Source organism: Streptomyces sp. NPDC026377, assembly GCF_055567715.1.
In genome coordinates this window covers 160155-186843 of sequence record NZ_JBVHPV010000007.1, presented here as the reverse complement: position 1 = coordinate 186843, position 26689 = coordinate 160155, and the positions used below count along the sequence as shown (strand labels likewise).

Here is a 26689-nt window from a genome sequence, read left to right as displayed (position 1 = left end):
GAGTGATCCCGCAGGCCCGCGCATGCCCCGTGGCGTCCGGGCGGACACCTCCAATGCCCCGCGCGAGCCGGGGTCCGTCGCGCGCCCGGGCCGTTAGGCTGCGGCACTGCCGCCAGGGCACGGGATGGCCCGCGCGGAAACCGCCGTCGACGGAAGCGAGGCCTGTCTTGACGTTCCTCACCATCGGTCATCGCGGGGTCATGGGTGTCGAGCCGGAGAACACCCTGCGTTCCTTCGTCCGCGCCGAACGCTCAGGCATGGACGTCATCGAGCTGGATCTGCACCTCAGCAAGGACGGCGCGCTGGTCGTGCTGCACGACGCGGACGTGGACCGCACCACGGACGGCAAGGGCCCGGTGGCCGACAAGACGGTCGCCGAGCTGAGGGAGCTGGACGCCGGACAGGGCGAGCGCATCCCGCTGTTCGAGGAGGTCCTGGACGCGGTCGGGTCACCGCTCCAGGCCGAGATCAAGGACGTCAGGGCCGCCGACGAGCTCGCCCGCGTCATCCACGCGCGCGATGTCCTGGGACGCGTGACGGTCTCCTCGTTCCACGAGGAGGCGCTGGAGCGGATGGCCTCGCTGGTGCCGGGGGTACGGACGGTCCTGGTCGCGAGCCGCTGGGACGCCGACATCGTGGACCGGGCCACGACGGTGGGCGCGCACGCCCTCTCCCTCGACATCCGCCGGCTGACCCTGGAGGACGTCGAACGGGCGCACGCCGCGTCCGTGCAGGTCATCGGCTGGGTGGTGAACACCCAGGACCATCTGAGGCTGGTGCGCGCGCTGGGCCTGGACGGCGCGACGACCGACTATCCGGAGATCCGCCGCACCGGCCGCTTCACGGCCTGAGGGGCGTCCCGGCGGACACCGCGGCCGGCGCGGCCCCCGGGGCCGGTCGGTGCGGACAGCGCGGTCAGGGGGTCAGCTCCTTCACCAGCAGCTCGAAGGCCAGGTCCGCGCGCTGGGGGATGCCGAACCGCTCGTCGCCGTACGGGAAGGGCGTCATCTTTCCCGTACGGCGGTAGCCGCGCCGCTCGTACCAGGCGATCAGCTCGTCCCGTACCGAGATCACCGTCATGTGCATCTCGGTGACGCCCCACGTCTCGCGCGCGGTGCGCTCCGCCGCGGAGATGATCTCCTTGCCGAGACCGCCGCCCTGGAGCTCGGGGCGGACCGCGAACATCCCGAAGTAGGCGGCGTGGCCCCGGTGTTCGAGCTGGCAGCAGGCGACGATCCGGCCGTCCCGCTCCACCGTGAGCAGCCGGCTGCCCGGCGTCGTGATCACCTGGCGCACCCCCTCGGGGTCGGTGCGCTGCCCCTGGAGGATGTCCGCCTCGGTGGTCCAGCCCGCCCGGCTGGCGTCCCCGCGGTACGCCGACTCGATGAGCGGGACCAGCTCCTCGACATCGGCCTCGGTGGCGTCCCGGTAGCTCAGCTCTCCGGCGCGGGTGGTGTCCATGGCGAACGTTCTCCCAACTGCATCATGACGTGGCGGGCGCACCCCGAGCCTAACGCCGCCCCCGCGGGTGTCTTCTAACCTGCTTCCCATGGTGCATGTGCTGAGCAGCAGGACCCTTCTGCGCCCCACCGACCCGGACCGCTCCCGCGCCTTCTACGGCGGGCAGTTGGGCCTGGCGGTCCACCGCGAGTTCGGCACGGGGCCGGAGCGCGGCACGGTCTACTTCCTCGGCGGCGGCTTCCTGGAGCTCTCCGGCCGCGCCGAGGCGCCCCTCTCCCCCGGACTGCGGCTGTGGCTCCAGGTGGCGGACGCGGCCGAGGCGTACGAGGAGCTGACCGGGCGCGGGGTGGAGATCCTGCGGCCCCCGGCGCGCGAGCCGTGGGGGCTGGTGGAGATGTGGCTCCAGGACCCGGACGGAGTGCGCATCGTGGTGGTCGAGGTGCCCGCCGACCACCCGCTGCGCTTTCGCCCCTGACAGCGGGACGGCCGCCGGATCCGGCGGCCGTCCCGCTGTCACGCGAGCCCCTCGCGCGCCCCCTTGTGTGTCCTTGCGCCCGCGTGCGCGACCGACCGCACGGGCATCGACCCCTGGGCGGGGCGACGGGTCGAGCGGGGAGGTGGGCCATGCACGGAACCGCGCTGTCCGGCTGGCTGCTGGTGGCGGTGTGCGCGGCGACCGGCGCGTACTGCGTCCTGCGGCTGCGCAGCGAGTGTCCACGCGCGCGAAGCTCGGCCGGGGGTGAGGCGGTGATGGGGTTCGGCATGGCCGCGATGGCGGTCCCGGCGGCCTTCGTCACCCCGCCGCCCTGGATCTTCGCCGGGTACGCGGCGGTCTTCGGGGCCACGGCCCTGCGGGCGGGCTGGCTCGTCCACGCGCGCGTGGACGGCGGCGGCCACCATCTGCACCATGTGATCGGCTCGCTCGCCATGGTCTACATGGCGTTGGCGATGAGCGCCCCCGGCGGCCACACGGCCCACCAGGGCCACACCGGACCCGCGGGCGGCGTCCCCGCGCTCACCGGCGCCCTGCTCGTCTACTACGTCGGCTACGTCCTGACGACGGGGACACGGCTGCTGCCCACGGCGGCCCCGGCCGGTGACGGCGCCGCGCCCGGCTGGGGCGCGCGGCCCGAACTGACGCTGGCCTGCCGGTTGTCGATGGGGATCGCCATGCTGGCGATGCTCCTCGGCCTCTGACGCGCCGGGACCGTCCGCAGCCGTGATCAAAACGTGGCGTGCGTCACTTGGCGTGCGAGGTCATACCTATGGGGACGGCCCCGCTCATAGGCTGAAGCCATGATGGTCTCCCTCGCGCTGCTCGCGCTCGGCGTCGTGTCCGCCGTGGTGGCCCCGCGTCTGTTCGCGCGCGCCCACTGGGCCGAGCGCGAGCCGGTGGTGGCGCTGTGGGTGTGGCAGTGCGTGGTGGGGGCGGTGCTCCTGTGCTTCGCGCTGGCGATGGTCTTCAGCGCCGCGGCGGCCTGGCAGACGGTGCGGGGCCAGGTGTTCGCGACCGCCCCGCGCGCGGTGATCGACGCGTACGCGCTGGGGCCGTACGGCCCGTGGTCGGCGGCGCTCGCGGTGGTGCTCTTCTGCGGCGGCGCCTGGACGGCGGCGATGCTCACCCGGGAGATCCGCGACGCGCGTGCGCGGCGCCGGGCGAGCCGTTCGGAGCTGCTGGTACGCGCGCCGCTGCTGCCCGGCGAGGAGCCCGGCGGGGCGCCGCTGGTGGTCCTGGAGGGGCCGCGTCCGGACGCCTGGTGGCTGCCGGGGCCCAGCCCCCAACTGGTCATCACCACCGCGGCACTTCGCCGCCTGAAGGGGCGTCAGCTCGATGCCGTGCTCGCCCACGAGCAGGGCCACGCGCGCGCCCGCCACCACTGGCTGCTGAACTGCTCGGCCGCGCTGGCGAACGGGTTCCCGAAGATACCGGTGTTCGCCGCCTTCCGGGACGAGATGCACCGGCTGGTCGAACTGGCCGCGGACGACGTCGCCTCACGGCGCTACGGCCGGCTCACGATCGCGCTCGCCCTGGTCGAACTCAACGAGGACCGGGGCCTGTTCGGCCCCTGCCCGACCCCGCACGGCGAGGTCCCGCAGCGCGTCAACCGCCTGCTGGCCGCCTCACCCCGGCTCACCGCGGGCCACCGGCTGCGGCTGACGGCGGCGGCGGCCCTGGTCCCGGTCGTCCCCCTGCTCGTGGCCTTCGGCCCGGGGCTGCGCGCCCTCGGCTAGGGCGCTGTCGCCCCTACCGTCCGGCGCCGCCCGCCCCACGACGCCCGGCACGCATCCCCGCGCGCACGAACCCACGCCCCCCGCGCGCACGAACCGCGGGCGTCTCAGCGAGGATCGAACCATGCCCGTCGCACCCCCGCCGCCCCACGCGCCCGCCCCCGTCACCGGGCCGGCCCGCGCGGGCGCGGCCCTGGCGGCCCTCTCCGGCCTCCTGCTGGCCCTCGTGGCGGCCTCGTGGGGGCCGCTGATGTCCCTGGACCGCACGGTCGCCGACAGGCTCCACAACAGGGCCGTGGCCGAGCGGGGGTTCACCCACGCCAACCGGGTCCTCACCGACTGGATCTGGGACACCTGGACGATGCGCGCGCTGCTGGCCGTGGTGGTCGTCGCCGTCTTCGTACGCGGCGGGCGGCGCCCGGCGCTGTGGGCGGCGGCGACGAGCGCGCTGGGCACGTTCGTCCAGCAGACCATGAAGGCGGCGCTCGGCCGGGAGCGCCCCCGCTGGCCGGATCCCGTCGATTCCGCCTCGTACGCCGCCTTCCCGTCCGGCCACGCGCTCACCGTGACGGTGACATTCGGCCTCCTGCTGTGGCTGGCCACGGCCCGGGGCGTGCGCCCGGCGGTGCGGCGGGCGCTCGTCGCCGTGGGCGCCGTCTCGGTGCTGGGGGTGGGCTTCACCCGCGTCCATCTCGGCGTCCACTGGCTCTCGGACGTGGTCGGCGGCTGGCTGATCGGGGCGGCGCTGGTGTGCCTGTCGGTGGCGGCGTACGGGCGCTGGGGCGCGAACCGGCCGCGCGGGGCCGACGGGGCTTGAACCGGCCGGGGACCGCACGCGAGGATCGCCGCCGTGGCGATCAAGGGTTGCGGTTCGACTTTCCCGGGACGCGGTTCCCTACCGGCCCCGGTCGCTCCGCGACCGCGGTGGCGTACCCCATTCGGCGGTGGACACGGGGCTCGCGGAAACCGGCGACTTCGACGGATCCGCAGTTGCCCACCGTGCCCCGGAACGGCGAGGCGGTGAGGGCGGGTGCGACCGCCGGACGGACGGCGGCGCCCCGGGCGGAGTGGGCAAAAAAGGGCCGCCCCTCCTGGGTGATCCCCCGCGTCACCCAGAAAGGACAGCGAATCCGCAGGCCAGAACCCCCGGCAGGGGTTCCCGCACACGGTCACCTGAGTATATTGGCTCAGAGCCAGTCAACGCAGGAGTTACAGCATGTCCCCGCGCAGCGCATCGGTCAATGAAGAGTTGCGCCGACGTTCCCGTGAACGGCTGCTCCAGGCGACGGTCGAGCTGGTGGCGGAGCGCGGCTACGAGGCGACCACCCTCGGCGACATCGCCGACCGGGCCGGGTCGGCCCGTGGCCTGGTCTCGTACTACTTCCCGGGCAAGCGCCAGCTGCTCCAGTCGGCCGTCCACCGGGTCATGCACCTGGCCCTGGACGCGGGACTGGAGCGGGAGCCGCGGACCGAGGACGGACGGGAGCGGCTGGCGCGCGCCATCGACGCGATCCTGGGCCTCACCGAGGTCCACCCCGTGCTGATGCGCGCCCACATGGCCGGGATCCTCCAGGCCGAGGGGTTCGTGCAGTGCCCCGAGCAGCAGCGCCTCTCCTGGCTGCTGAAGGACACGATGGAGCGGTACGGGTCGGCGGACGTGGACGGTGAGTACCCGATGCTGCGGGCGCTCCTGATGGGCGCGGTCTTCGCGGCGCTGCTGCCCGGCGCCCCCATGGAGGTGCCCCGGCTGCGGGCCGAGCTGTTCCAGCGCTTCGGGCTCGACTGGGAGCTGGGCAACCCGCCGCCGCAGGGGAAACCGCTCGCCGTCCCCTGACGCCACGCGGCCCCCGGTGCGATGCTGGAGTCCCCGGTGGGATCCGCCTGCGGGAAGGGAGACCCTTCGTGCTGCGCATAGCCGTCATCGGTTCCGGGCCGAGCGGGGTCTACACCGCTCAGTCCCTGGTCGCCCAGAGCACGGTCCCGGGGCTGCGGGTCGACGTCCTGGACCGGCTGCCCTGTCCGTACGGTCTGGTGCGCTACGGGGTGGCGCCCGACCACGAGAAGATCAAGTCCCTCCAGACCAATCTGCGCACGGTCCTGGAGGACGAGCGCATCAACTTCCTCGGCCACGTCGAGATCGGGCCCCGGGGCCTGTCTCCCGAGCGGCTGCTGCGGCTCTACCACGCCGTGGTGTACTGCGTGGGCGCCTCCGCCGACCGCCGGCTCGGCATCCCCGGCGAGGATCTGCCGGGAAGCTGCTCGGCCACCGACTTCGTCGCCTGGTACAGCGCCCACCCGGACGCCTCGACGGGCGGCTTCCGCCTCGACTGGCTCCGTGCCCGCTCGGCGGTCGTCATCGGCGCGGGCAACGTGGCGGTGGACGTGGCCCGCATCCTCTCGCGCGGCGCCGACGAGCTGCGCCCCACCGATGTGCCGCACACGGCGCTGGACGCGCTCGCGGCGAGCCGGGTGCGCGAGGTGCACATGGTCGCCCGGCGCGGCCCCTCGCAGGCGAAGTTCACCACCAAGGAGCTGCGCGAGCTGGGTGCGCTGCCGGGGGCGGAGGCTGGGGTGGACGCCGCCGAACTGGCCCTGGACCCCGCCTGCGCGGACCCCACGGCGCTGCCCGCCGCCGTCCGCCGCAACATCGAGGTGCTGCGCGGCTGGGCGGCGCCGGACCGCGCGCCGCGCGGGGTGGAGCGCGCGCTGCGGCTGCGGTTCTTCCTGCGCCCGGTGGAGATCCTGGAGCGGGACGGGCGGGTGGGCGGCGTCCGGTTCGAGCACACCGCCCCGGACGGGGCCGGTGGCGTGCGCGGCACCGGTACGTACGAGGAGATCGAGGCACAGCTGGTGCTGCGGGCGGTCGGCTATCTGGGCGTGCCGCTGGCGGGCCTGCCGTTCGACCCGGCGACGGGGACGGTCCCGCACGCGGCCGGCCGTGTGCTGCGCGACGGCGTGCCCTCACCCGGTGAGTACGTGGCCGGGTGGATCAAGCGCGGTCCGACCGGCGTCATCGGCACCAACCGCCCGTGCGCCAAGGAGACGGTGACCTCGCTCCTGGAGGACGCCGAGGCCCTGGCGCGGCGGCCCGTCGAGGGCGAACCCGTGGACGCCATGCGGGAGTCGGGGCTGCGCCCGGTGCTGTGGCGGGGCTGGCAGGACATCGAGCTGGCGGAGGCGGCGCTCGGACGCTCACTGGGCCGGGGCTCGGTGAAGATCGCCGACTGGGAGGGGCTGCTGGCGGCCGCGCTGGGCGCGCGCGAGGACTGAACGCCGCCGGCGTCGGTGTCGTCACAGCCGCACTGGGCGCGCGCGGACCGCGCGGCCCGGCAACAGAACGGCCGCCCCCGGGGGGAAGCAGCCCCGGACGGCGTGCGGGAGCGTCGGACGGTGGTCAGGTGCCGAGCCGCGCCCCTTGGAGCGCCGCCGCTTCCAGGATCCGGTCGAACAGCCCGGGGAAGAGCGCCTCCAGGTCGGTGCGGCGCAGCCCGTTCATCTTGGCGGTGCCCCGGTAGGTCTGCTGGATGACGCCGCTCTCGCGCAGCACGCGGAAGTGGTGCGTGGTCGTGGACTTGGTGACGGGCAGGTCGAAGTACGAGCAGGACAGCTCGCCGTCGGCGGCCGCCAGCTCGCCGACCACCCGCAGCCGGATGGGGTCGGAGAGCGCGTGCAGCACCGCCTCCAGCCGGATCTCGTGGCGCGCCGGGTGGTCGAGTTCGCGCTTGCTCGTTGCAGAGGACACAGAGGCATTGTACGAGAGCCATCGTAGTTTGACATCTCCCGTACTACGATGGGTATCGTACGAAGTGGACCCGGCGCCACCCCGAGGCGCCGCGGCCGTCCTGAATGGAGTCTGCCGTGCCTGCTGCGAGTGCCCTGTTCGAGCCCTGCACCCTGCGGTCGCTGACGATCCCCAACCGGATCTGGATGGCCCCGATGTGCCAGTACAGCGCCGAGGCGTTCGGCCCGAACGCCGGTGTGGCCCACGACTGGCACCTCGCCCACTACGCGGCCCGCGCGGCCGGCGGCACGGGGCTGATCCTCGTGGAGGCCACCGCCGTCAGCCCCGAGGGCCGGATCTCCCCCGCAGACCTCGGCATCTGGAACGACACCCAGGTCGAGGGGCTGCGCCGGATCGTGCGGTTCCTCAAGACGCAGGGCACGGTGCCCGGCATCCAGATAGCCCACGCCGGGCGGAAGGCCTCGACCGACCTCCCCTGGCGCGGCGGCGCGCCGATCGCCCCCGACGCCGAGGAGGGCTGGCAGCCGGTCGGACCGAGCCCGGTGCCGTTCGACCCCGACCACACCGTCCCCACCGAGCTGACCACCGATCAGATCAAGGAGATCGTCGGGCAGTTCGCGGACGCGGCCCTGCGCGCACGGGAGGCGGGGTTCGAGGTCGTCGAGATCCACGGCGCCCACGGCTATCTGATCGGTGAGTTCCTCTCCCCGCACTCCAACCGGCGCACCGACGCGTACGGCGGCTCGTTCGAGAACCGCGCGCGCCTCGCGCTCGAGGTCACCGAGGCCGTACGGGCGGTGTGGCCCGAGGAGCTGCCGCTGTTCTTCCGGATCTCGGCCACCGACTGGCTGGAGGAGGGCGGCTGGACCGCGGACGAGACCGTCCGCCTGGCCACGCTGCTCAAGGAGCGCGGCGTGGACCTCCTCGACGTGTCGACCGGCGGGAACGCCGCCGGGGTGCGCATTCCCGTGGGCCCCGGCTACCAGGTGCCGTTCGCGGCCCGGGTGCGCCGCGAGAGCGCGCTGCCCGTGGCCGCCGTCGGCCTGATCACCGAACCGGCCCAGGCCGAGAAGATCCTCGCCAACGGGGAGGCGGACGCGGTACTGCTCGGCCGGGAGCTGCTGCGCAACCCGTCCTGGGCGCGGCAGGCGGCCCGTGAGCTGGGCGGCGAGACGCACATCCCCGAGCAGTACCTCAGGGCCCGCTGACCTGCGCGCCGCCGCTCGGCCCCGGCCCCACGGCGCATGCGGCCGGGGCCGGGCCGCACCCACACCCGTGCCCGCACCCGTGCCCGCACCCGCACCCGCACCCGCACCCGGCGCGACCCTCCCACGGGCCGGGCCCACCCGCCCGCCCGGCGCCGCCCGCCCACGCCCTGTGACCTGCGCGGATCTCCGCTGTGGGGGCCGCTGTCAGTGGTCGGGTGCAGACTGGCGGATATCCGGGACAACGGCGTTTTGGAGGGGTAGCGATGACCGACGTACTGCTCACTGTGGGGACCCGCAAGGGACTGTTCATCGGCCGCAGGCAGGGAGGCGAGTGGCGGTTCGACGGGCCGCACTTCACCGCCCAGGCGGTCTATTCGATCGGGATCGACACCCGGCGCCCGGTCCCCCGGCTGCTCGTCGGCGGTGACAGCGCGCACTGGGGCCCCTCCGTCTTCCGCTCGGACGACCTCGGCGCGACCTGGGTGGAGCCACCTCAACCCGCTGTGAAGTTCCCCGAGTTCACCGGGAAATCACTGGAGCGGGTCTGGCAGCTGCACCCGGCGGGCCCCGAGGCACCCGACGTGGTCTACGCGGGCACGGAGCCCGCCGCGCTCTTCCGCTCCGAGGACGGTGGCGAGAGCTTCGCCCTGGTGCGTCCGCTGTGGGAGCACCCGACGCGCTCGCAGTGGGTGCCGGGTGGCGGAGGCGAGGGCCTGCACACCATCGTCACCGACCCCCGCGACGCGCGGAGCGTGACCGTGGCGGTGTCCACCGCCGGGGTCTTCCGCACCCGGGACGGCGGGGAGAGCTGGGCCCCCGCCAACAGGGGCGTCTCGGCGGTCTTCCTGCCCGACCAGCACCCCGAGTTCGGCCAGTGCGTCCACAAGATCGCCCAGGACGCGGCCGACCCGGACCGGCTCTTCCTCCAGAACCACTGGGGGGTCTACCGCAGCGACGACGGCGGCGGGCACTGGCAGGACATCGGCGAGGGTCTGCCGTCCACCTTCGGATTCGCCGCCGCCACCCACCCCCACCGCCCGGACACCGCCTACGTCTTCCCGATCACGGCCGACTCCGACCGCGTCCCGGCCGAGAACAGGTGCCGGGTCTTCCGCACCGAGGACGGCGGCCGCACCTGGGAGCCGCTGTCGGCCGGCCTGCCCTCCCAGGCCCACTACGGGACGGTGCTGCGCGACGCCCTGTGCACCGACGACGCCGACCCGGCGGGCGTGTACTTCGGCAACCGCAACGGCGAGGTGTACGCGAGCGCGGACGACGGCGACACCTGGAGCCTGCTCGCCTCGCACCTGCCCGATGTGCTGTGCGTACGGGCGGCGGTGATCCGCCAGTAGAGTGACGGCCGTGGCAGCACGACCGTTGAAAGAGATCGTCGAGCCCGGGTGGGCGGACGCTCTGGAGCCCGTGGCCGGAAGGGTCGCCTCCATGGGCGACTTCCTCCGTCAGGAGATCTCCCAGGGACGCACCTACCTCCCGGCCGGACAGCATGTGCTGCGGGCCTTCCAGCAGCCGTTCGAGGACGTACGGGTCCTGATCGTGGGCCAGGACCCGTATCCGACACCCGGGCACGCCGTGGGGCTCTCCTTCTCGGTCGCCCCCGAGGTGCGCCCGTTGCCGGGCAGCCTGGAGAACATCTTCCGGGAGATGCACACCGACCTGGGCCTGCCCAGGCCCTCCAACGGGGATCTGACGCCTTGGACCCAGCAGGGCGTCCTGCTCCTCAACAGGGCGCTGACCACGGCGCCCCGCAAGCCCGCCGCGCATCGCGGCAAGGGCTGGGAGGAGGTGACCGAGCAGGCCATCCGCGCGCTTGTCGCGCGCGGCAAGCCGCTGGTCTCGGTGCTGTGGGGGCGCGACGCGCGCAATCTGCGGCCACTGCTCGGCGAGCTGCCGGCGATCGAGTCCGCGCACCCCTCCCCCATGTCGGCGGACCGGGGCTTCTTCGGGTCGCGGCCGTTCAGCCGGGTCAACGAGCTCCTGGTCCGCCAGGGCGCGCAGCCGGTCGACTGGCGCCTGCCGTGACGCTCGGCGGCGGGGGCGGCGGCGCCTGGGTGCTGGGGGTCGACTCCGGCGGCTCCGGCGTGCGGTTCGCACTCGGCCGCGCCGACGCGGACGCCCCGGCGGAGGTGTCGCTCTCCGGCGAGCCGGTGCGTACGGGCCGCGCCGGGATCGACGCGGGGCAGCTGCTGGCCCAGCTGGTGCCCGCCGCGGGGCAGTTGCTGGAGCGGGCCGGAGCGGACCGGGTGGCGGCGGTGGCCGTGGGGGCCGCCGGGATGGCCTCGCTCGGCGACGACCTGCGCGCCAGGCTGCCCGCGGGGCTGGCCGGTGCGCTGGGGGTGCGGCGCCTGGCGCTGGCCACCGACGCGGTGACGGCGTACGCGGGAGCGCTCGGCCAGCGGCCCGGGGCGGTGGTCGCCGCGGGCACCGGAATGGTCGCGCTGGGCACGGATCTGACGCGGTGGTGGCGGGCCGACGGCTGGGGCCATCTGCTCGGCGACTGCGGCGGCGGCGCCTGGATCGGCCGTGCGGGCCTGGAAGCGGCGCTGCGCGCCCACGACGGCCGCCGCGGTGGCTCGGCGGCTCTGCTGGAGCGCGCCGAGGCACTGTTCGGGCCCGTGGCGGAGCTGCCCGGTCTGCTGTATCCACGCACCGACCGGCCCGCCGTACTGGCCTCGTTCGCGCCGGAGGTGGCGCGCTGCGCCGCGTCCGACCCGGTAGCGGCGGCGATCCTGCGCGAGGCGGCCCGCGCCATCGCGGAGTCGGCGGCAGCGGTCTGCCCGGACGCCCCGCCGAGGGCCGGGGAGGACCGGGCGGGAGGTCCCGGGCCCGGCCCGACCGGTGCGGTCGCCGCACGCGCGAAGACCGGCGCCGGAGCGGGCGTAAGCGTGAGCGAATGCGAAGTGGCGCTCACCGGCGGCCTGTTCCGCGTGGGCGACCCGCTGCTCGTCCCCGTACAGCAGGAGCTGGACGCCCTGCTGCCGTCCGTGCGCAGGGTGCCCGCGGCGGGAGATCCGCTCGCCGGAGCCCTGCTGATCGCCTCGGCGCTGGCCCGCGACGCACTGCGGCTGCCGCACCATCCGCGCATGTTGTGGGTCACGACAGAGCGGGACACTTGAGGGCAAGGTCACTCACGGGATAAATGCGGACAGATACCGCTCACCTGCCCCCTACCCGAACAGCCGCGCCCGCAAAGCCAGTAGCATGCGGCGCCATGAGCTCCCCCACTGGGCCCGCATCCGGCCTGCCTGTACGAATGCCGCGACCCCGCCAGCCAGGGCGGCACCGCCGCCCGGAGCCGGTGGTCGCTCCCGAGGGCGCGCCCGCGCTCGTTCTCGCCGTTCCCGGTACCCCCTCCCCCGCCGTGCGCGCCCTGGCGGAGGAAGTCATCAGCATCGCGCGCTCCGAGCTGCCCGGTCTCGACGCCCGGATCGGCTACCTGGACGCGGCCGGCGAGGCCGCCATGGAGTTCCCCCCGCTCGACGCCGTGCTCGCGCACACCGCCGCCGAGCGCACCGCCCGCTACGAGCAGGCCCGTGCCGCCGGCCAGGACGTCGCCGCGCCCGACGGCCCCGTCGCCGTCGTCGTGCCGCTGCTCGCGGGCCCCGACAGCGCCCTGATCCGCCGGGTGCGCCAGGCCGTGACGGACAGCCGTGCCGCCGCCGAGCTGACCGATGTCCTCGGCCCGCACCCGCTGCTCGCCGAGGCCCTGCACGTACGCCTCTCCGAGGCCGGTCTGGCCCGCGCCGACCGTGCCCGGCTGTTCACGGTGGCCACCGCCGCCGACGGCATCATCCTGGCGACGGTCGGCGGCGAGGAGGCCGTGCAGGCCGCCGGGATCACCGGCATGCTGCTGGCCGCCCGTCTGGCCGTGCCCGTGATGGCCGCCGCGCTCGACCAGGAGGGCTCCATCGGCGCCATGGCCGAGCAGCTGCGCGGCTCCGGTTCGGCGCAGCTCGCGGTCGCCCCCTACCTGATCGGCCCCGAGGTCGCGGACGGCCTGCTGGACGCCGCCGCCAAGGAGGCCGACTGCCTGGCCGCCGAGCCGCTGGGCGCCTACCCGGCGATCGGCAAGCTCGTGCTGTCGCAGTACGCGGCCGCGCTGGGCATCACGCCGCAGCCGCAGGGCTCCCCGGTGCACTGACGTACGGATGCCCCAAGGGCCCGCGCCCCGGTCGGGGCGCGGGCCCTTCGGCGTAGTACATCGGGGGGCTCAGCCGAAGACGACGCACGAGGCCGCGGGGGCGGGCACCGAGCCCGCCAGGCGCGGGATGCCGCTCTCCTCGTAGAGGTCGAACCAGCTGACGTCGCCGGAGCGCTCGTTGGCCGCGTACAGGCGCCGCCCCGAGGGGCCGAGCGTCAGATGACGCGGCCAGCGCCCGCCGCAGTCCACGGTGGCCACCAGGACGGCGTGCTCTCCGTCCGGATCGAGCGCGAGGGTGGCGATCGAGTCGTGGCCCCGGTTGGCGACCCAGAGGAACCGCCCGTCGCGGGCGACGACGACCTCGGAGGGAAACGTCTGCGTCGTGACCCCGTCGTGGATCACGCGGGTCTCCCCCAGCGGCTCCAGGGCGCCCTCGGCGGCGTCCCAGCGGCAGACGACGAGCGTGGGCTCCAGCTCGTTCAGGACGTAGGCGTGACGGCCGTCGGGGTGGAAGGCCAGATGGCGCGGGCCACTGCCGGGGCGCAGCGCGGTCGCGCCGTGCGGGCGCAGGACGCCGCTGGACCCGTCGAGCGCGCAGACCTCCACGGAGTCGGTGCCGAGGTCGACGCTCAGCAGCCAGCGCCCGCTGGGGTCGGACAGCACCTGGTGGGCGTGCGGCCCGGTCTGGCGCTTGGGGTGGGGGCCGGAGCCGTGGTGCTTCAGGACGTACGAGGCGGGCCCCGGGCGGCCGTCGGGGCGCAGGGGGAGCGTGGTGAGGCTGCCCGAGGTGTAGTTGGCGGTGACCAGGTGTCCGGCGGCGAGGGCGAGGTGGGTGGGGGCGGCGCCCTCCACCGGCACGGGTTCGCCGAGCAGGACCGGGTCGTCGCCCCGTACGTCGAAGGCGGCGGCGGTGCCGTGCTCGCTCTCGCCCACCGCGTACAGCACGGTGGCGTCGGCCGACAGGGCCAGGAACGAGGGGTCGGGGACGGCGTCCGTGGCGCCCACGGGGGTGAGCGCGCCCGTCAGGGCGTCCACGGCGGCGACGGTCACGCCCTTCCCGCCCGCCGTGGTGAACGACCCGATGAATGCCCGCCCGGCGCTGCTCTCGGCCACCGTGCCACCCCTCTCGCGCGACTGTGCGCCGGGGCTGGCCCGGCGCCGACTGCGGCGACCGTAGCAGGCGGTCTAGACCAACCGGCGGGCGACGCCCCGGGCGCGGGGCGGCCCGGCTGCGCCGGGGGTCAGGCGTCGGCCAGCGGTGACCCGGGGGCAGCCTGCAGGGGCCTGCCCAGGCTCACCAGGACCCGCTCCAGTTCGTGCAGGTGGGCCAGGGCCGGATGCTCCGCGGCCGCCGCCTTCTGGTCGACCTCCGCCGTACGGGCGCGGGCCGCCTGCGTGGCCGGGGTGGCGACCAGCGCCGCCACTGCGGCCTCCACGCGCTCGCAGGCGGCGGCGAGCCGCTGGTCGTGGGAGGCCTCGGCGTCGGCCGCCACCAGGGCCAGGTTGCGGGCCTCGCGGGCGCAGTCGTCGAGGTAGCCGAGGATCTGCCGGGCCCTGGCCTTCCGCGCGCGCCGTGGGTTGAGCGGGTGGACCAGCGGCGCCAGCGACAGCCGGACCCTGGCGAGGGTGTGCTCCAGCTCGGTGATGTGCGGTGTCGGGTCGGCGTCCTCACCGGCGAGGCGGGCCGCGGCCGCCGCCGCGGAGGCACGCACGCTGTGCAGGGCGTGCCGCACCCAGGAGTCCGTCGTGGTGTGCGTGGTGACCGGCAGGACGAGCAGGACGGCCAGGGCGGACCCGGCAAGCCCCACGCCCGTCTCGAAGAGCCGCAGGGCCAGCAGGTCGGTGTTCAGAACGCCCAGCAGCCCGTAGAGCAGGCTGGCCATGACGGTGACGGCGAGCATCATCCAGGTGTACGACACGGCGGCGGTGTAGAAGATCCCGAACACGCACAGCGCGATCAGCACCGCCGAGGGCACCGGTGCGCCGTGCAGCGGGATCGCGACCGCCACCCCGCAGACGATGCCGATGACGGTGCCCAGGACCCGCCGGAAGCCGCGCACCAGCGTCTCACCGCGGGACGTCGTGTTCACGAAGATCCACCAGGTCGCGCCCACCGCCCAGTACCAGCGCTCCTGCGACAGCAGTTGCCCGATCGCCAGCGCGAAGGCGGCGCCGGTCATGGCCTGCACCGCCTGCCGCGTGGTCGCCCGGCGCAGGCCCCGGCCCGGGGCGGGCGCCGAGACCAGGGGCGGCGGCGGAAGGCGCCGCTCGTAGCACCAGGCGCCGAACCGTACGGCCGCCGCCACCAGCACGGACAGGAGCACGGCCGCGTACAGCTCGGGCAACTGGCCGGGGACGGTGTGCAGGAACTGCGTGATGAAGAACGCCATGAAGGCGAACACGCCCAGGGAGTGGCCGCGCGGACCCCAGCGCCGGGCGTAGACACCCGCGCCCACGATCGCGAGGAAGGCGAGGTCGCGGGCGAGCGGGTAGGCGTGCAGTTCGGCCGCCAGGGCGAAGACCGGCAGGCCGACCGCCGGCAGCAGAGCGGTGGTGACCGCCTGGCCGCGCACCGTCGGGTCCGTGACCGTGAAGAGGGCCAGCAGGGCCGCAAGGCCGCCGGTGATGGCCGCGACGAGCGAGTGGCCGACCAGGCCGCACACCGCGACCGCGAGAGCGATGCCCACGACGGCCCGGCTCGCGCTGCGCAGCCGCATCCGCCTCGGGTCCGGAGCCACGAACACCCTCTTCAACACGGACCTGCTGCTCCTCTCCCGGGACGACACGAGAAAGGCGCTGCGGAGATCCGCAGCGCCATCGACCCGTCCATGAGATCACTCCCGGACCCAATGGCTCAAGTGGTCCTCACTCGACTGTGCCATTGGTACGCCTCGTCACGCCGATGGACGTCCAGGCAGGTCCATCGGTCCAGCCCTCCTCAGTGTTCGCACAGGCAGAACGGATGGCCCGCCGGGTCCGCGTAGACGCGCCAGTTGGCCTCCCGGAGCTGGTCCGTGCGCTCCAGCACGGTCGCGCCGAGGGCGAGCGCCCGCTTCTCCTCCCCTTCGAGGTCGTCCACGTCGAAGTCCAGATGGACCTGCTGCGGGCGCTCCTGGCCGGGCCACTGGGGCGCCCGGTAGCCCTCCACCCGCTGGAAGGCCAGCGTGGTGCCCTCGAAGCCGTGCACCTCGACCCAGTCGGAGTCGTCCGGATCCGCGACCACCCGGCCGCCGAGCAGCTCCGCGTAGAACTCCGCCAGCCGTACCGGATCGGCACAGTCCAGCGCGACCGCCTGCAGCTTTCGAATCACGTCCGACACCCCTTGCTCTCAGGTCACTTCCGTCCCATTCGTACAGCGTCGTACCCGCAGGCTCCCCCGCCATGCGCGGCGGCACGCCGTCCGGTTCCGACTGGGCCATTGGTACGGTTGAATCGCGTACGGCAGCACCAGGAAGGGACCGACGGACCATGGCGGTGGACGCGCTCGACACCCGGATCCTGCGGCTCCTCATCGAGCGGCCGCGCACCAGCGTCCGCGAGTACGCGCGGCTGCTCGGCATCGCGCGCGGCACGCTCCAGGCCCGGCTCGACCGGCTGGAGCGGGACGGCGTGATCACCGGAACGGGGCCCTCCCTCTCTCCCGCGGCCCTCGGTCACCCCGTGCTCGCCTTCGTCCACGTCGAGGTCACCCAGGGCCATCTCGACGAGGTGGGGGACGCGCTCGCGGCGGTGCCCGAGATCGTCGAGGCGTTCTCGATCACCGGCGGCGGTGATCTGCTGACCCGGGTCGTGGCCCGCGACGCCGGACATCTCGAAGACGTCATCCAGCGCCTGATCCAGCTCCCCGGCGTGGTGCGCACCCGCACCGAGGTGGCCCTGCGCGAGCGGGTGCCGCACCGGCTGCTGCCGCTGGTGGAGTCGGTGGGACGGGCCGCCGGAGCTCCGTAGCGGAATCCGCGTCCCGCCGCGGCCGCCCGGGACCCGGTGCCCGCACCGTCCCCCGAGTTGCGTAACGGCGGGGAGGCGCAAGGCTGGAGTGCGACGCCCGTACCCGATCGGAGCACGGCCATCCGGCCGAGGAAGGGGACCGGCCCATGCAGGATCTCGCAGCGCTCACCGAGGAGCATCTGGCTCTGGCCCGCGTCGCCTCGCACGGCCGCAGCGCCCAGCTGGTCGTGCACGACGGCCCGCTGCGGCAGAGCGTGATCGCACTGGCCTCGGACTCCGAGCTCGACGAGCACAACGCGCCGCTCGCGGCCAGTCTCCAGGTGCTCCACGGCCATGTGCGGGTCACGTCGAACAGCGGCAACAAGGAGCTCCGTACCGGTGAGTTCTGCGAGCTGCCCAAGGAGCGCCACGGTCTGCTCGCCCTTGAGGACTCGGCGGTACTGCTGACGGCCGTCACCGCCGTGGAGTAGGTCTCTCGCGGGTGGCGCGGTCCGGGACCGCCGACGGCGCGGCCCCCGTGCGCGCGCCCGACGTCACGCGGGTCGCCAGGAAGGCGGCCAGCGTCAGCAGCCAGGCCGCCACCGCGACCCACAGCAGCACCTCGCCCAGCGTGCGCAGCCCCCTGATCTGTGCGGAGGCGCTGGTGGAGAGGGTGGCCACGGCCGCCATGCCGAGCGGGAAGACCGTCGCCCAGCGCCGCAGGTCGTAGTACGGCCGGGGCCGGACCACCTCGGCCGTCAGCAGCACCGCGTACCAGGCGAGAACGAGGCCGAGCAGGACCGGGGTGGCCGTGCGCAGGGCGTTGTGGGCGCCGCCGGTCCACAGCGCGGACGCGGTCAGCTTCGAGCAGGCAAGCGCCGAGATCGCCAGGGCGCCGCCCGCGATCCACTGGTCGCCCGCTCCGGTCCATACCTGGCGGAAGTCGAACCGGACGAGCGCCTGCCCGTACAGCAGTACCCCGAGGCAGAACAGGACGAGGGCGGCCCGGCCCAGCCAGTCGCCTTCGCCCGCCGCCGCGAGCGTGGCCGCCAGGACCGCCAGGCCCTGGGTCGCGACACAGACGAGGAAGGCGCCGCCGGGCATCCGCCGCCGCCGGCGGCGCAGGACGGAGCAGAGCAGGAAGGGCCAGAGCGCGGCGGCCAGGGCGAGCAGGGCGAGGGCGAGGAGCCGCAGGCCCAGCGCCGAGAGCCGGGTGCCGAGCACGGCCGTGGCGGCGACGGCCGTCAGGGCGGCCGGGGTGTCGGCCTGGGTGCGCCAGCGCGGGCGGTCGCGCAGGAAGCAGACGCAGAAGTCGGCGGCGAGCACCAGCCACACCGCTCCGGCCGCCGCGAGCGCGGCGAGCGAGAGCGTCTCGTGGCCGACGAGGTGCAGGCCGACGGAGACGATGCCGGTCGCCATGACGGCGGCGCCGGCCGCCGGGGGGAGCTCGGCCCACCGGGGGACGGGAGGACGGGTCACCGTGCCATCGGTACGCGGCACCGGTCCCGCCCGCCACTCGGATGCGCCGACGGGACCAGGGGAAGCACCCGTTCCCGCGCGGTCCAGAGCACCCGTTCCCGCTTGGTCCAGACCTATTGACGGAAGGTCTGGACCACTTTACGGTGTGGCGCAGCCGGTCCCCGTACCGCAACCGGACCCGTACGTCTCCAGGTTCCCCACAGCCCAGGAGGTACCCCCATGCTCGGTCGGACATTACGTCTCGCGGGAGCGGGCCTGACCCTCGCGCTCGCCGCTCAACTGCCCGCCTCCGCCGCGCCCGCCGCACCCTCGGGCGACACCTGCGCGGTGAAGTCGAAGCCGGCGGGCAAGGTGCTCCAGGGCTACTGGGAGAACTGGGACGGCTCCTCCAACGGCGTCCACCCGCCGTTCGGCTGGACCCCGGTCACCGACTCCCGTATCGCCGCGCACGGTTACAACGTGCTCAACGCGGCCTTCCCCGTCATCCGCTCCGACGGCACGGCGCTGTGGGAGGACGGGATGGACGCGACCGTGAAGGTGGCGACACCGGCGGAGATGTGCGCGGCCAAGGCGGCCGGGCAGACCGTCCTGCTGTCCATAGGCGGGGCGGCGGCCGGAATCGACCTCAGTTCGAGCGCGGTCGCGGACCGGTTCGTCGCGACGATCGTGCCCATCCTCAAGACGTACAACTTCGACGGCATCGACATCGACATCGAGACCGGCCTGGTGGGCAGCGGGAACATCGGCCAACTCTCCGCCTCCCAGACGAATCTGATCCGCATCATCGACGGCGTCCTCGCGCGGATGCCGTCGAACTTCGGGCTCACGATGGCGCCGGAGACGGCCTATGTGACGGGCGGGAGCGTCACGTACGGGTCGATCTGGGGCGCCTATCTGCCCATCGTGAAGAAGTACGCGGACAACGGCCGGCTGTGGTGGCTGAACATGCAGTACTACAACGGCAATATGTACGGCTGCTCCGGCGACTCCTACGCGGCGGGCACCGTCCAGGGTTTCACCGCCCAGACCGACTGCCTGAACAAGGGGCTCACCCTCCAGGGCACCACCATCAAGGTCCCTTACGACAAACAGGTCCCGGGCCTGCCCGCGCAGCCGGGCGCCGGGGGCGGTTACCTGTCCCCGAGCCTGGTGGCCCAGGCCTGGAACCGCTACGGCGGCGCGCTCAAGGGCCTGATGACCTGGTCGGTCAACTGGGACGGCTCCAAGGGCTGGACGTTCGGCACCAACGTGAAGGCGCTGCAAGGGCGCTGATTGTGTTACTCCACTGCGGAACCTCATCTTCCGCAAACCTGCACACCGTATGCCCGAACCGGTCACGTCGAGCCCGCCCGGGGCGGACCCGCCCCCGGCGGACCGGCGACTGAAGGCCCGGAGTGTCCCACTTGGGAGAAAGGGCGCCCGGCCGAACGGAATCCATGAAGTGAAGCTCGTGAAGAAGCTGCCACCGATCCCTCAACAGATGTGCACGGGACGGCGGTCCAGGGCGGAACAACGCCTGGTCAGACGCGGTGGAATTGGCTGGGGGGCGCGTCGGCGTGCTTTGATCCTGGCCCATGCGGAGCGCCCCTGAGGGGCCTTCTCCGCAGGGATTCCCCCCACACCATTTCCCCCCCATACGAAGGGCAGTTCCCCCATGAACAACACCCCCCAGGTCGAGACCCGCGAGATCTCCGACGCCGACCTCGACAACGTGTCCGGCGGCCTCGTCGGCACCGTGCTCGGCAACGTGACCGGCACCGCCGACTCGCTCCTGCCGGTCTCGGGCATCGTGGGCTCGGTCACGGGTCTCGTCCACTCGACCACCGGTGTGAACACCGCTCCGGTCACCGGCCTGGCCTCCGGCCTCGTCGCCGGTCTCTGAGACGGCGCGCGAGCCCCGGAACCCGCTCGGTTCCGGGGCTCCCGCTTCCGTCCCCCAGGCAGGGGCAGCGTTCCGTGCAATTCCGCCAACAGGCCCTCACCAAGCTCCAGTCACCGGAGGAACTCGACCTTCCGGTGCGTTTCGCGCGCCCGCAGGGGCGGCTCGTCCTCGCCGTGACCGTGGCCGTCATGGCCGCCGCCTGCTTCTGGGCGGTGACCGGATCCCTCTCCTCCACCGTGAGCGCGCCCGGCATCCTCACCCACGCCCGGGGCAGCTACGTCCTGCAGAGCCCGGTGGCCGGACAGGTCACCGGTGTGCTCGCCGAGGAGGGCCAAGACCTCGCCGCCGGCGCGCCGCTGCTCAAGGTCCGCACCGAGCGCGGCGACCGGACCGTCCGCGCCGTCGAGGCGGGCCGGCTCACCACGCTCAGGACCGCCGTCGGCGCGGTCGTCACCACCGGAACGGACGTGGCGAGCGTCGAGCGGACCGGCGGCGCCGGTGATCCGCTGATGGCGATGCTCTACGTGCCGGGCGGCCAGGGCGCCTCGGTCCGGGTCGGCGCGACGGTGGACCTCACCGTCGAGTCCGTGCCCAGCCGCCGCTTCGGCGTGCTGCGGGGCAGGGTGGCGGCCGTCGGCCGCGGCGCCCAGACCCGTGAGCGGATCGCGGCCTTCCTCGGCGACGCCCAGCTCGGCGAGGAGTTCTCACGGCAGGGCAGACCGGTCGCCGTCCTCGTCGCGCTCGACCGCTCGGCCGCCACGAAATCCGGCTACCGCTGGTCCTCGGCCCAGGGCCCGCCGTACCCGGTCGGCTCCATGACCCTGGCCACCGGCTCCGTCCACCTGGCCGACCGGCGTCCCCTCGATTGGCTCCTTCCGTGACCGCACCACCCGCCTCCCCCGCACCCCCGCAGCTCCCGCCCCCCGGCCGTGGCCGCCACCGCCCCGAGAGTGCCCCGGCGGGCAGGCGCCGGGGCCGCCCGGCGTCTGGGGCGAGGCGGGTGAGGGCCGTGCGCACCCCCACCGTCCTGCAGATGGAGGCCCTGGAATGCGGCGCCGCCTCGCTGGCGATGGTGCTCGCCCACCACGGCCGCCATGTGCCGCTGGAGGAGCTGCGCATCGCCTGCGGCGTCTCGCGCGACGGCTCGCGGGCCAGCAACGTCCTCAAGGCCGCCCGCGGTTACGGGCTCACGGCCAAGGGCATGCAGATGGAGCCCGCCGCCCTGGCAGAGGTGCCGGCGCCGGCCATCCTGTTCTGGGAGTTCAACCACTACGTCGTCTACGACGGCATGGGCCGCCGCTTCGGCCGGCGCGGGGTGTACATCAACGACCCCGACAAGGGCCGCCGGTTCGTCCCCGCCGAGGACTTCGACACCAGCTTCACCGGCGTGGTCCTCGTCCTCGAACCCGGTGACGGCTTCCGGCGCGGCGGCCGCAGGCCCGGGGTGCTGGGCGCGCTGCCGGCGCGGCTGCGCGGGACCACCGGCACGATGCTGGTCGCCCTGCTCGCCAGTCTGCTGCTGGTGGCGGTCGGCGCGACGCTGCCCGCGCTGAGCCGTACGTACATCGACACCTTCCTGATCGGTGAGCAGACCTCGCTGCTCGGCACGCTGTTCGCCGCGATGGGCGCGGCGGTGGCGCTCACCGCCGCGCTGACCTGGCTCCAGCAGGCCAACCTGCTGCGCGGACGGATGATTTCCTCCACGCTCGGCGGCGCCCGCTTCTTCCGGCATCTGCTGCGGCTGCCGGTCACCTTCTTCGCCCAGCGCAGCCCCGCCGATCTCGTCCAGCGGCTCCAGTCCAACGACGCGGTCGCCGAGACCCTGGCCCGCGACCTCACCGCCGCGGCCGTCGACGGCGTCGTGGTGCTGCTCTACGCCTTCCTGCTGTGGACCTACGACCCGCAGCTCACCGTCATCGGTGTGGGCATCGCCCTGCTCAACGTGGTCGCGATGCGCGTGGTGGTCCGTCTGCGGGCCACCCGTACGCAGAAGCTGCGGGCCGACAGCGCCCGGCTGACCAACACCTCGTACACCGGACTGCAGTTGATCGAGACGATGAAGGCGACCGGCGGCGAGGACGGCTACTTCCGCCGCTGGGCGGGCCAGCACGCCACCACCCTGGAGGAGCAGCAGCGCCTCGGGGTGCCCAGCGCCTGGCTGGGGATCGTCGCCCCTCTGCTCGCCACGCTCAACAGCGCGCTCATCCTGTGGATCGGCGGGCTGCGGGCGGTCGAGGGGCAGCTGTCGGTCGGGCTGCTGGTGGCGTTCCAGGCGCTGGTGACGCGCTTCACCGCGCCCGTCACCCGGCTGAACTCGGTCGCCGGCCGCGTCCAGGACTTCGCGGCGGACGTCGCCCGGCTCAAGGACGTGGAGAACTTCCCGGTGGACGCGGTGTACACGCGCGTGGAGCGGCCGGACCGCATCCGCAGGCTCCGGGGCCATGTGACGCTCGACGACATCACCTTCGGCTACAGCCCGCTGGACACGCCCCTGCTCTCCGGCTTCTCGCTGTCGGTGGGGCCGGGGCAGCAGGTCGCGCTCGTCGGCGGCTCCGGCAGCGGCAAGTCCACGGTGTCCAGGCTCGTGTCGGGGCTCTACACCCCCTGGGAGGGCGCCATCCGCATCGACGGGCAGCGCCTGGAGGACATCCCCCGCAGCACGCTCGCCGCCTCGGTGTCCTTCGTCGACCAGGACGTCTTCCTCTTCGAGGGCACCGTGCGGGACAACGTGGCGCTGTGGGACCCCTCCATCCCGGACGAGGAGGTCGTCGCCGCCCTGCGGGACGCGGCCCTCCACGAGGTCGTCGCCCGCCGGCCCGGCGGCATCCACGGCCGCGTCGAGCAGGACGGCCGCAACTTCTCCGGCGGGCAGCGCCAGCGTCTGGAGATCGCCCGCGCCCTGGTGCGCCGCCCCAGCGTCCTGGTGCTCGACGAGGTCACCAGCGCCCTGGACGCCGAGACCGAGCAGGTCGTCATGGACAACCTGCGCCGCCGTGGCTGCGCCTGCGTGGTGATCGCCCACCGGCTGAGCACGGTCCGCGACAGCGACGAGATCGTGGTCCTGGACCACGGGGCGGTCGTGGAGCGCGGACGCCACGAGGAGCTGCTCGCGGCGGGCGGCCCGTACGCCGAACTGGTCAAGGAGCACTGAGGTGACCTCCCCCCACGCAAGCACCGGCCCCGCGCACCACCCCGGCCCCGCGCCCGACCCCGTCCTCGCGGCGCTCGGCGGTCTCGGCCAGGAGATCGACTGCGCCGGGCTGCGCGGCTTCTCCCTGGAGGGCCCGCAGGTGCTGTGGCTGGTCGTGGACGGCGCCCTCGACCTGTTCGCGGTGGACGCGGCGGCCCGGGGCCACTGGCACTTCCTCGGCCGCCTGGAACCCGGCACCCTGCTGCTGGGCCCGGTCGAGGGCCCCCAGCACACCCTCGTGGGCAGACCGCTGCGCGCGTGCGTGCTGCGCCGGATCCCGCTGCGGGAGCTGTACCGGACCGCCTACACCGGCGCGATGGCGTACGAGGGCGGGTACGGCAGCAGCTACGACACCGGGGACACCGCCCTCAGCCTCCTGGAGCACGCCTTCTCGCTCGGCGTCGGGCGCGGCCAGCGCGTGTTGTCCGAGGCCCCGCTGGACGGCCGGAGCACGCCGGAGGAGCCGGTGGCCGACGACGACGTGCTGTGGCTGCCGGTCTCCCCCGGCAGCGTCCAGTACGGAGCCGCCTTCAGCGCCGAGGCGGCCGGGGACCTGCTGGTCGACGGGGCGCTGTGGCAGGGCATGGTCAACCGGCAGCACCGGCTCCTGTCCGCCCTCGACCGTTGGATCGAGCGCGTGGAACGCGCGCACGAGGACCGCACCGCGGCCGGCGTCAAGGCGGGCGAGGCCGTCCGCGAGGAGGCCGACCGGGCCCTGCTCACCTCCATCGGCCGCCCCGGCAGGACGCCGTCGCGCACGGCCGGGGCGGGGGACGACGCCACGTACGCGGTGTGCGCCCTCGTCGCCCGCGCGGCCGGGATCACCCTCACCGAGCCGTCCCTCACCGGCGCGGTGAGCGAGCGGATCGACCCCGTCGAGCAGGTGGCGGTCGCCTCCCGGGTCCGCAGCAGGCCGGTCCGGCTCGACGGGAGCTGGTGGCGGGAGAACACGGGGCCCCTGGTGGGCCGCCGGGCGGCGAGCGGAGCGCCGGTCGCCCTGCTGTGGCGGCGCGGCGGGTACGAGGCGGTGAACCCGGCGACGGGCCGGCGCACCCGGGTCGGCGCCGCCAACGCCGGGGAGTTCGAGGGGCGGGCCGTCATGTTCTACCGGCCGCTGCCCGAGACACCGCTGGGCAAGTGGGGGCTGCTGCGGTTCGGGCTCCGCGGCACCCGCGCGGACCTGCGCAACCTGGTCCTCGCCGGGCTGGTCACGGTGGGCCTGGGCGCCCTGGTGCCGCTGGCCACCGGCCGGGTCCTCGGGGTGTACGTGCCGGGGGCCCAGACCTCCCTGATCGCCCAGGTCTCGGTGGCGGTCATCGTCAGCGGGGTGGTCGCGGCGGCCTTCTCCCTGATGCAGAACCTGACCCTGCTGCGGATGGAGGGGCGAATCGAGAGCACCCTCCAGCCGGCCGTGTGGGACCGGCTGCTGAGGCTGCCGACGCGCTTCTTCACCGAGCGCTCCACCGGTGAGCTGGCGAGCGCGGCGATGGGGGTGAGCGCCATCCGCCGGGTGCTGTCGGGGCTGACCCCGGTGGTGGTCCAGGCGGGCACGGTCGCGGTGGTGAACCTGGCGCTGCTGCTCTGCTTCAGCGTTCCGCTCGCCCTCACCGCGCTCGGCATGCTCGCCGTCATCGCGGCGGTCTTCCTCGCCCTCGGCGTCTGGGAGCTGCGCTGGCAGCGCCGGCTGGTCGCGCTGGGCAACAAGCTCAACAACCAGGCGTTCCAGACGCTGCGCGGACTGCCCAAGCTGCGGGTCGCGGCGGCGGAGAGCTTCGCGTACGGGGCGTGGGCGCGGGAGTTCGCCCGTGGCCGGGAGCTCCAGCAGCGCGCGGACCGGGTCAAGAACCTGACGACGGTCCTCAACGCCGTCTATCTGCCGCTGTGTTCGCTGGTGATGTTCGTCCTGCTGGCGGGCCCGGCGCGGGGGTCGTTGTCCGCGGGTGCCTTCCTGACGTTCAACACGGCCGTGACCATGGTGCTGACCTCGGTCACCCAGCTCACCGGGGCGTTCCTGTCGGCCGCCGCCGTACTGCCGATGTTCGAGCAGATCAAGCCGGTGCTCGACGAGGCACCCGAGGCCGGTGGCCGCGGCACCCGGCCCGGCGCGCTGTCCGGGGAGATCGAGGCCCGGGGCCTGTCCTTCCGCTACACCGACGACGGCCCGCTGGTCCTGGACGACGTGTCCCTGAAGGTGCGCCCCGGCGAGTTCGTGGCGATCGTCGGTCCCAGCGGCTGCGGCAAGTCGACCCTGCTGCGGCTGCTGATCGGCTTCGACCGGCCGGTGGCGGGCAGCGTCCTGTACGACGGGCAGGACCTCGCCGCGCTCGACCGGGCGGCCGTGCGCCGGCAGTGCGGTGTGGTGCTCCAGCACGCCCAGCCGCTCAGCGGGTCGATCCTGGAGTGCGTCTGCGGTGCGGAGGCTTTCACCCTGGAGGAGGTGTGGGAGGCCGTCGCCATGGCGGGGCTCGCCGAGGACATCAAGCGGATGCCGATGGGGCTGCACACGATGATCGCCCACGGCGGCGCGGTCTCCGGCGGACAGCGCCAGCGGCTGATGATCGCCCAGGCGCTGGTGCGGCGCCCCCGCGTCCTCTTCTTCGACGAGGCGACCAGCGCGCTCGACAACGAGACCCAGCGGGTGGTCATCGAGAGCACCCGCGCCCTGGACGCCACCCGTGTGGTGATCGCCCACCGGCTCTCCACGGTCCTGGACGCGGACCGCGTGATCGTGATGTCCGAGGGGCGCGTCGTCCAGGAGGGGCCGCCCGCCGAGCTCCTGGCGGACACGGGCGGACGGCTCCACGAGCTGGTGCGACGGCAACTGCGGTAGCACGGGGCCGAGGGCTCGTCAGAAGCTGACCTGTGCCCGGACGTCGGCGCGGCCGACGGACTCCAGCTCGTATGTCGCGCAGTACAGCCGGCGGATGTACTCGATGTCGCGGTCGTGGGAGCGGGCCTGGGCGACGGGATACAGCACCGTCAGCTCGTAGGACCGCTCGCGGTTGATGTCGCCGTCCTTGTCGCGCCACTGGCCGCGGCCCTCCTGGAGGGTGAGGCCGGAGGGGAAGCGGGGGGTGACCACGTCCGCGACGAACTTCATGAACTCCGCTTCGGTGATGGGCGGTTTGCCCTGGTGGCGGCCCGTGCCGAAGTAGAGGTGCGTGGCGATGTGGGGGCTGCCCCGGCCTTCGGTGCCCTGTGCGGTCGCGGTGGGGGACGGGGCCGTCCCGTAGGCGACCTCGGACACCGGTCCCCCGGTGGCGAAGAGGAGCGCGATCGCCACCAGGGCGGCGGCCGCGGGCGTGGAGATCCGAAGGTGCAGCATGCGGGTCCTGTCTGTCGACTGAAGGGTGGGGCCGTTCTCGGAACTGGGTGTTTCGCGGAGGGCGGTGCACGGGGCGGTGCTCGGAGC

The 26689-nt window shown here is 74.0% G+C and carries 26 protein-coding genes; 19 read left to right on the top strand and 7 right to left on the bottom strand.

Going from position 1 to position 26689, the window contains the following annotated elements; all coding sequences use genetic code 11:
• Nucleotides 1-167 precede the first annotated feature (167 nt).
• Nucleotides 168-851, top strand: coding sequence for a glycerophosphodiester phosphodiesterase (locus tag ACZ4MU_RS17275; RefSeq protein ID WP_467876819.1), 684 nt, complete (start codon nucleotides 168-170; stop codon nucleotides 849-851).
• Between the two features lie 64 nt (nucleotides 852-915).
• Here the strand turns inward: ACZ4MU_RS17275 and ACZ4MU_RS17270 are convergent, their stop codons facing one another.
• The gene (locus ACZ4MU_RS17270; RefSeq protein ID WP_467876817.1) at nucleotides 916-1461 is read right to left on the bottom strand and encodes a GNAT family N-acetyltransferase; all 546 of its coding nucleotides are present in this window, start codon (nucleotides 1459-1461) and stop codon (nucleotides 916-918) included.
• Nucleotides 1462-1549: 88 nt separating this feature from the next.
• Between ACZ4MU_RS17270 and ACZ4MU_RS17265 the strand changes: the two genes are divergently transcribed.
• The 6 genes from ACZ4MU_RS17265 to ACZ4MU_RS17240 all read left to right on the top strand — a co-directional run bounded on the left by ACZ4MU_RS17265 (nucleotide 1550) and on the right by ACZ4MU_RS17240 (nucleotide 6960).
• Complete coding sequence (locus ACZ4MU_RS17265) at nucleotides 1550-1936, top strand: VOC family protein (protein ID WP_467876815.1); 387 nt, start codon at nucleotides 1550-1552, stop codon at nucleotides 1934-1936.
• A 149-nt stretch (nucleotides 1937-2085) separates the two neighbouring features.
• Nucleotides 2086-2658 (top strand): DUF5134 domain-containing protein, encoded by a 573-nt coding sequence (locus tag ACZ4MU_RS17260; RefSeq protein ID WP_467876813.1) that lies wholly within the window; start codon nucleotides 2086-2088, stop codon nucleotides 2656-2658.
• 99 nt (nucleotides 2659-2757) lie between these two features.
• Entirely contained in the window at nucleotides 2758-3693 is a 936-nt protein-coding gene (locus ACZ4MU_RS17255) for a M56 family metallopeptidase (protein ID WP_467876810.1), read from the top strand.
• A 121-nt stretch (nucleotides 3694-3814) separates the two neighbouring features.
• On the top strand, nucleotides 3815-4507 hold the full coding sequence (locus ACZ4MU_RS17250; RefSeq protein ID WP_467876808.1) for a phosphatase PAP2 family protein: 693 nt from the start codon (nucleotides 3815-3817) through the stop codon (nucleotides 4505-4507).
• 399 nt (nucleotides 4508-4906) lie between these two features.
• Nucleotides 4907-5524, top strand: a complete 618-nt coding sequence (locus ACZ4MU_RS17245; protein ID WP_467876807.1) for a TetR/AcrR family transcriptional regulator — start codon at nucleotides 4907-4909, stop codon at nucleotides 5522-5524.
• 68 nt (nucleotides 5525-5592) lie between these two features.
• On the top strand, nucleotides 5593-6960 hold the full coding sequence (locus ACZ4MU_RS17240) for an FAD-dependent oxidoreductase (RefSeq protein ID WP_467876804.1): 1368 nt from the start codon (nucleotides 5593-5595) through the stop codon (nucleotides 6958-6960).
• Between the two features lie 124 nt (nucleotides 6961-7084).
• On the opposite strand, the gene ACZ4MU_RS17235 is transcribed toward ACZ4MU_RS17240, so the two are convergent.
• Complete coding sequence (locus ACZ4MU_RS17235) at nucleotides 7085-7432, bottom strand: ArsR/SmtB family transcription factor (protein WP_467876802.1); 348 nt, start codon at nucleotides 7430-7432, stop codon at nucleotides 7085-7087.
• Between the two features lie 104 nt (nucleotides 7433-7536).
• Here ACZ4MU_RS17235 and ACZ4MU_RS17230 point away from each other — a divergent pair, with 104 nt between their 5' ends.
• From ACZ4MU_RS17230 to ACZ4MU_RS17210, 5 genes are all read left to right on the top strand, one after another.
• Nucleotides 7537-8640, top strand: a complete 1104-nt coding sequence (locus ACZ4MU_RS17230) for an NADH:flavin oxidoreductase/NADH oxidase (RefSeq protein ID WP_467876800.1) — start codon at nucleotides 7537-7539, stop codon at nucleotides 8638-8640.
• Nucleotides 8641-8903: 263 nt separating this feature from the next.
• Nucleotides 8904-9992, top strand: coding sequence for a WD40/YVTN/BNR-like repeat-containing protein (locus tag ACZ4MU_RS17225; protein ID WP_467876797.1), 1089 nt, complete (start codon nucleotides 8904-8906; stop codon nucleotides 9990-9992).
• 10 nt (nucleotides 9993-10002) lie between these two features.
• Entirely contained in the window at nucleotides 10003-10680 is a 678-nt protein-coding gene (locus ACZ4MU_RS17220) for a uracil-DNA glycosylase (RefSeq protein WP_467876795.1), read from the top strand.
• Nucleotides 10677-11774, top strand: coding sequence for an N-acetylglucosamine kinase (locus ACZ4MU_RS17215; RefSeq protein ID WP_467876793.1), 1098 nt, complete (start codon nucleotides 10677-10679; stop codon nucleotides 11772-11774). Before ACZ4MU_RS17220 ends, ACZ4MU_RS17215 begins: the two co-directional genes overlap by 4 nt.
• Nucleotides 11775-11869: 95 nt before the next feature.
• Nucleotides 11870-12799, top strand: a complete 930-nt coding sequence (locus ACZ4MU_RS17210) for a sirohydrochlorin chelatase (RefSeq protein ID WP_467876790.1) — start codon at nucleotides 11870-11872, stop codon at nucleotides 12797-12799.
• Nucleotides 12800-12868: 69 nt separating this feature from the next.
• Here ACZ4MU_RS17210 and ACZ4MU_RS17205 read toward each other — a convergent pair whose 3' ends face one another.
• From ACZ4MU_RS17205 to ACZ4MU_RS17195, 3 genes are all read right to left on the bottom strand, one after another.
• On the bottom strand, nucleotides 12869-13912 hold the full coding sequence (locus ACZ4MU_RS17205; RefSeq protein ID WP_467876787.1) for a lactonase family protein: 1044 nt from the start codon (nucleotides 13910-13912) through the stop codon (nucleotides 12869-12871).
• A 128-nt stretch (nucleotides 13913-14040) separates the two neighbouring features.
• Nucleotides 14041-15555 (bottom strand): FUSC family protein, encoded by a 1515-nt coding sequence (locus ACZ4MU_RS17200; protein ID WP_467876784.1) that lies wholly within the window; start codon nucleotides 15553-15555, stop codon nucleotides 14041-14043.
• A 182-nt stretch (nucleotides 15556-15737) separates the two neighbouring features.
• A complete protein-coding gene (locus ACZ4MU_RS17195; RefSeq protein WP_467876781.1) occupies nucleotides 15738-16109 on the bottom strand; it encodes a VOC family protein in 372 nt (123 codons plus the stop codon).
• 158 nt (nucleotides 16110-16267) lie between these two features.
• Between ACZ4MU_RS17195 and ACZ4MU_RS17190 the strand changes: the two genes are divergently transcribed.
• Entirely contained in the window at nucleotides 16268-16747 is a 480-nt protein-coding gene (locus tag ACZ4MU_RS17190) for an Lrp/AsnC family transcriptional regulator (protein ID WP_467876778.1), read from the top strand.
• Nucleotides 16748-16893: 146 nt separating this feature from the next.
• Complete coding sequence (locus ACZ4MU_RS17185; RefSeq protein WP_467876776.1) at nucleotides 16894-17217, top strand: cupin domain-containing protein; 324 nt, start codon at nucleotides 16894-16896, stop codon at nucleotides 17215-17217.
• Here the strand turns inward: ACZ4MU_RS17185 and ACZ4MU_RS17180 are convergent.
• The gene (locus ACZ4MU_RS17180) at nucleotides 17201-18205 is read right to left on the bottom strand and encodes a tellurite resistance/C4-dicarboxylate transporter family protein (RefSeq protein WP_467876773.1); all 1005 of its coding nucleotides are present in this window, start codon (nucleotides 18203-18205) and stop codon (nucleotides 17201-17203) included. The two genes, ACZ4MU_RS17185 and ACZ4MU_RS17180, sit on opposite strands and share 17 nt — an antisense overlap.
• A gap of 219 nt (nucleotides 18206-18424) precedes the next feature.
• Here ACZ4MU_RS17180 and ACZ4MU_RS17175 point away from each other — a divergent pair, with 219 nt between their 5' ends.
• The 5 genes from ACZ4MU_RS17175 (at nucleotide 18425) to ACZ4MU_RS17155 (ending at nucleotide 26107) form a co-directional block, all read left to right on the top strand.
• Entirely contained in the window at nucleotides 18425-19477 is a 1053-nt protein-coding gene (locus ACZ4MU_RS17175; protein ID WP_467876770.1) for a chitinase, read from the top strand.
• 382 nt (nucleotides 19478-19859) lie between these two features.
• The gene (locus ACZ4MU_RS17170; RefSeq protein WP_467876767.1) at nucleotides 19860-20087 is read left to right on the top strand and encodes a type A2 lantipeptide; all 228 of its coding nucleotides are present in this window, start codon (nucleotides 19860-19862) and stop codon (nucleotides 20085-20087) included.
• Between the two features lie 74 nt (nucleotides 20088-20161).
• Complete coding sequence (locus ACZ4MU_RS17165) at nucleotides 20162-20968, top strand: hypothetical protein (RefSeq protein ID WP_467876764.1); 807 nt, start codon at nucleotides 20162-20164, stop codon at nucleotides 20966-20968.
• Entirely contained in the window at nucleotides 20965-23238 is a 2274-nt protein-coding gene (locus ACZ4MU_RS17160; RefSeq protein ID WP_467876762.1) for an NHLP family bacteriocin export ABC transporter peptidase/permease/ATPase subunit, read from the top strand. The genes ACZ4MU_RS17165 and ACZ4MU_RS17160 overlap by 4 nt, the downstream gene beginning before the upstream one ends.
• A gap of 1 nt (nucleotide 23239) precedes the next feature.
• Nucleotides 23240-26107 (top strand): NHLP bacteriocin export ABC transporter permease/ATPase subunit, encoded by a 2868-nt coding sequence (locus ACZ4MU_RS17155; RefSeq protein ID WP_467876761.1) that lies wholly within the window; start codon nucleotides 23240-23242, stop codon nucleotides 26105-26107.
• Nucleotides 26108-26125: 18 nt separating this feature from the next.
• On the opposite strand, the gene ACZ4MU_RS17150 is transcribed toward ACZ4MU_RS17155, so the two are convergent.
• Nucleotides 26126-26602, bottom strand: a complete 477-nt coding sequence (locus ACZ4MU_RS17150; protein ID WP_467876758.1) for a DUF3574 domain-containing protein — start codon at nucleotides 26600-26602, stop codon at nucleotides 26126-26128.
• Between the last annotated feature and the right edge of the window lie 87 nt (nucleotides 26603-26689).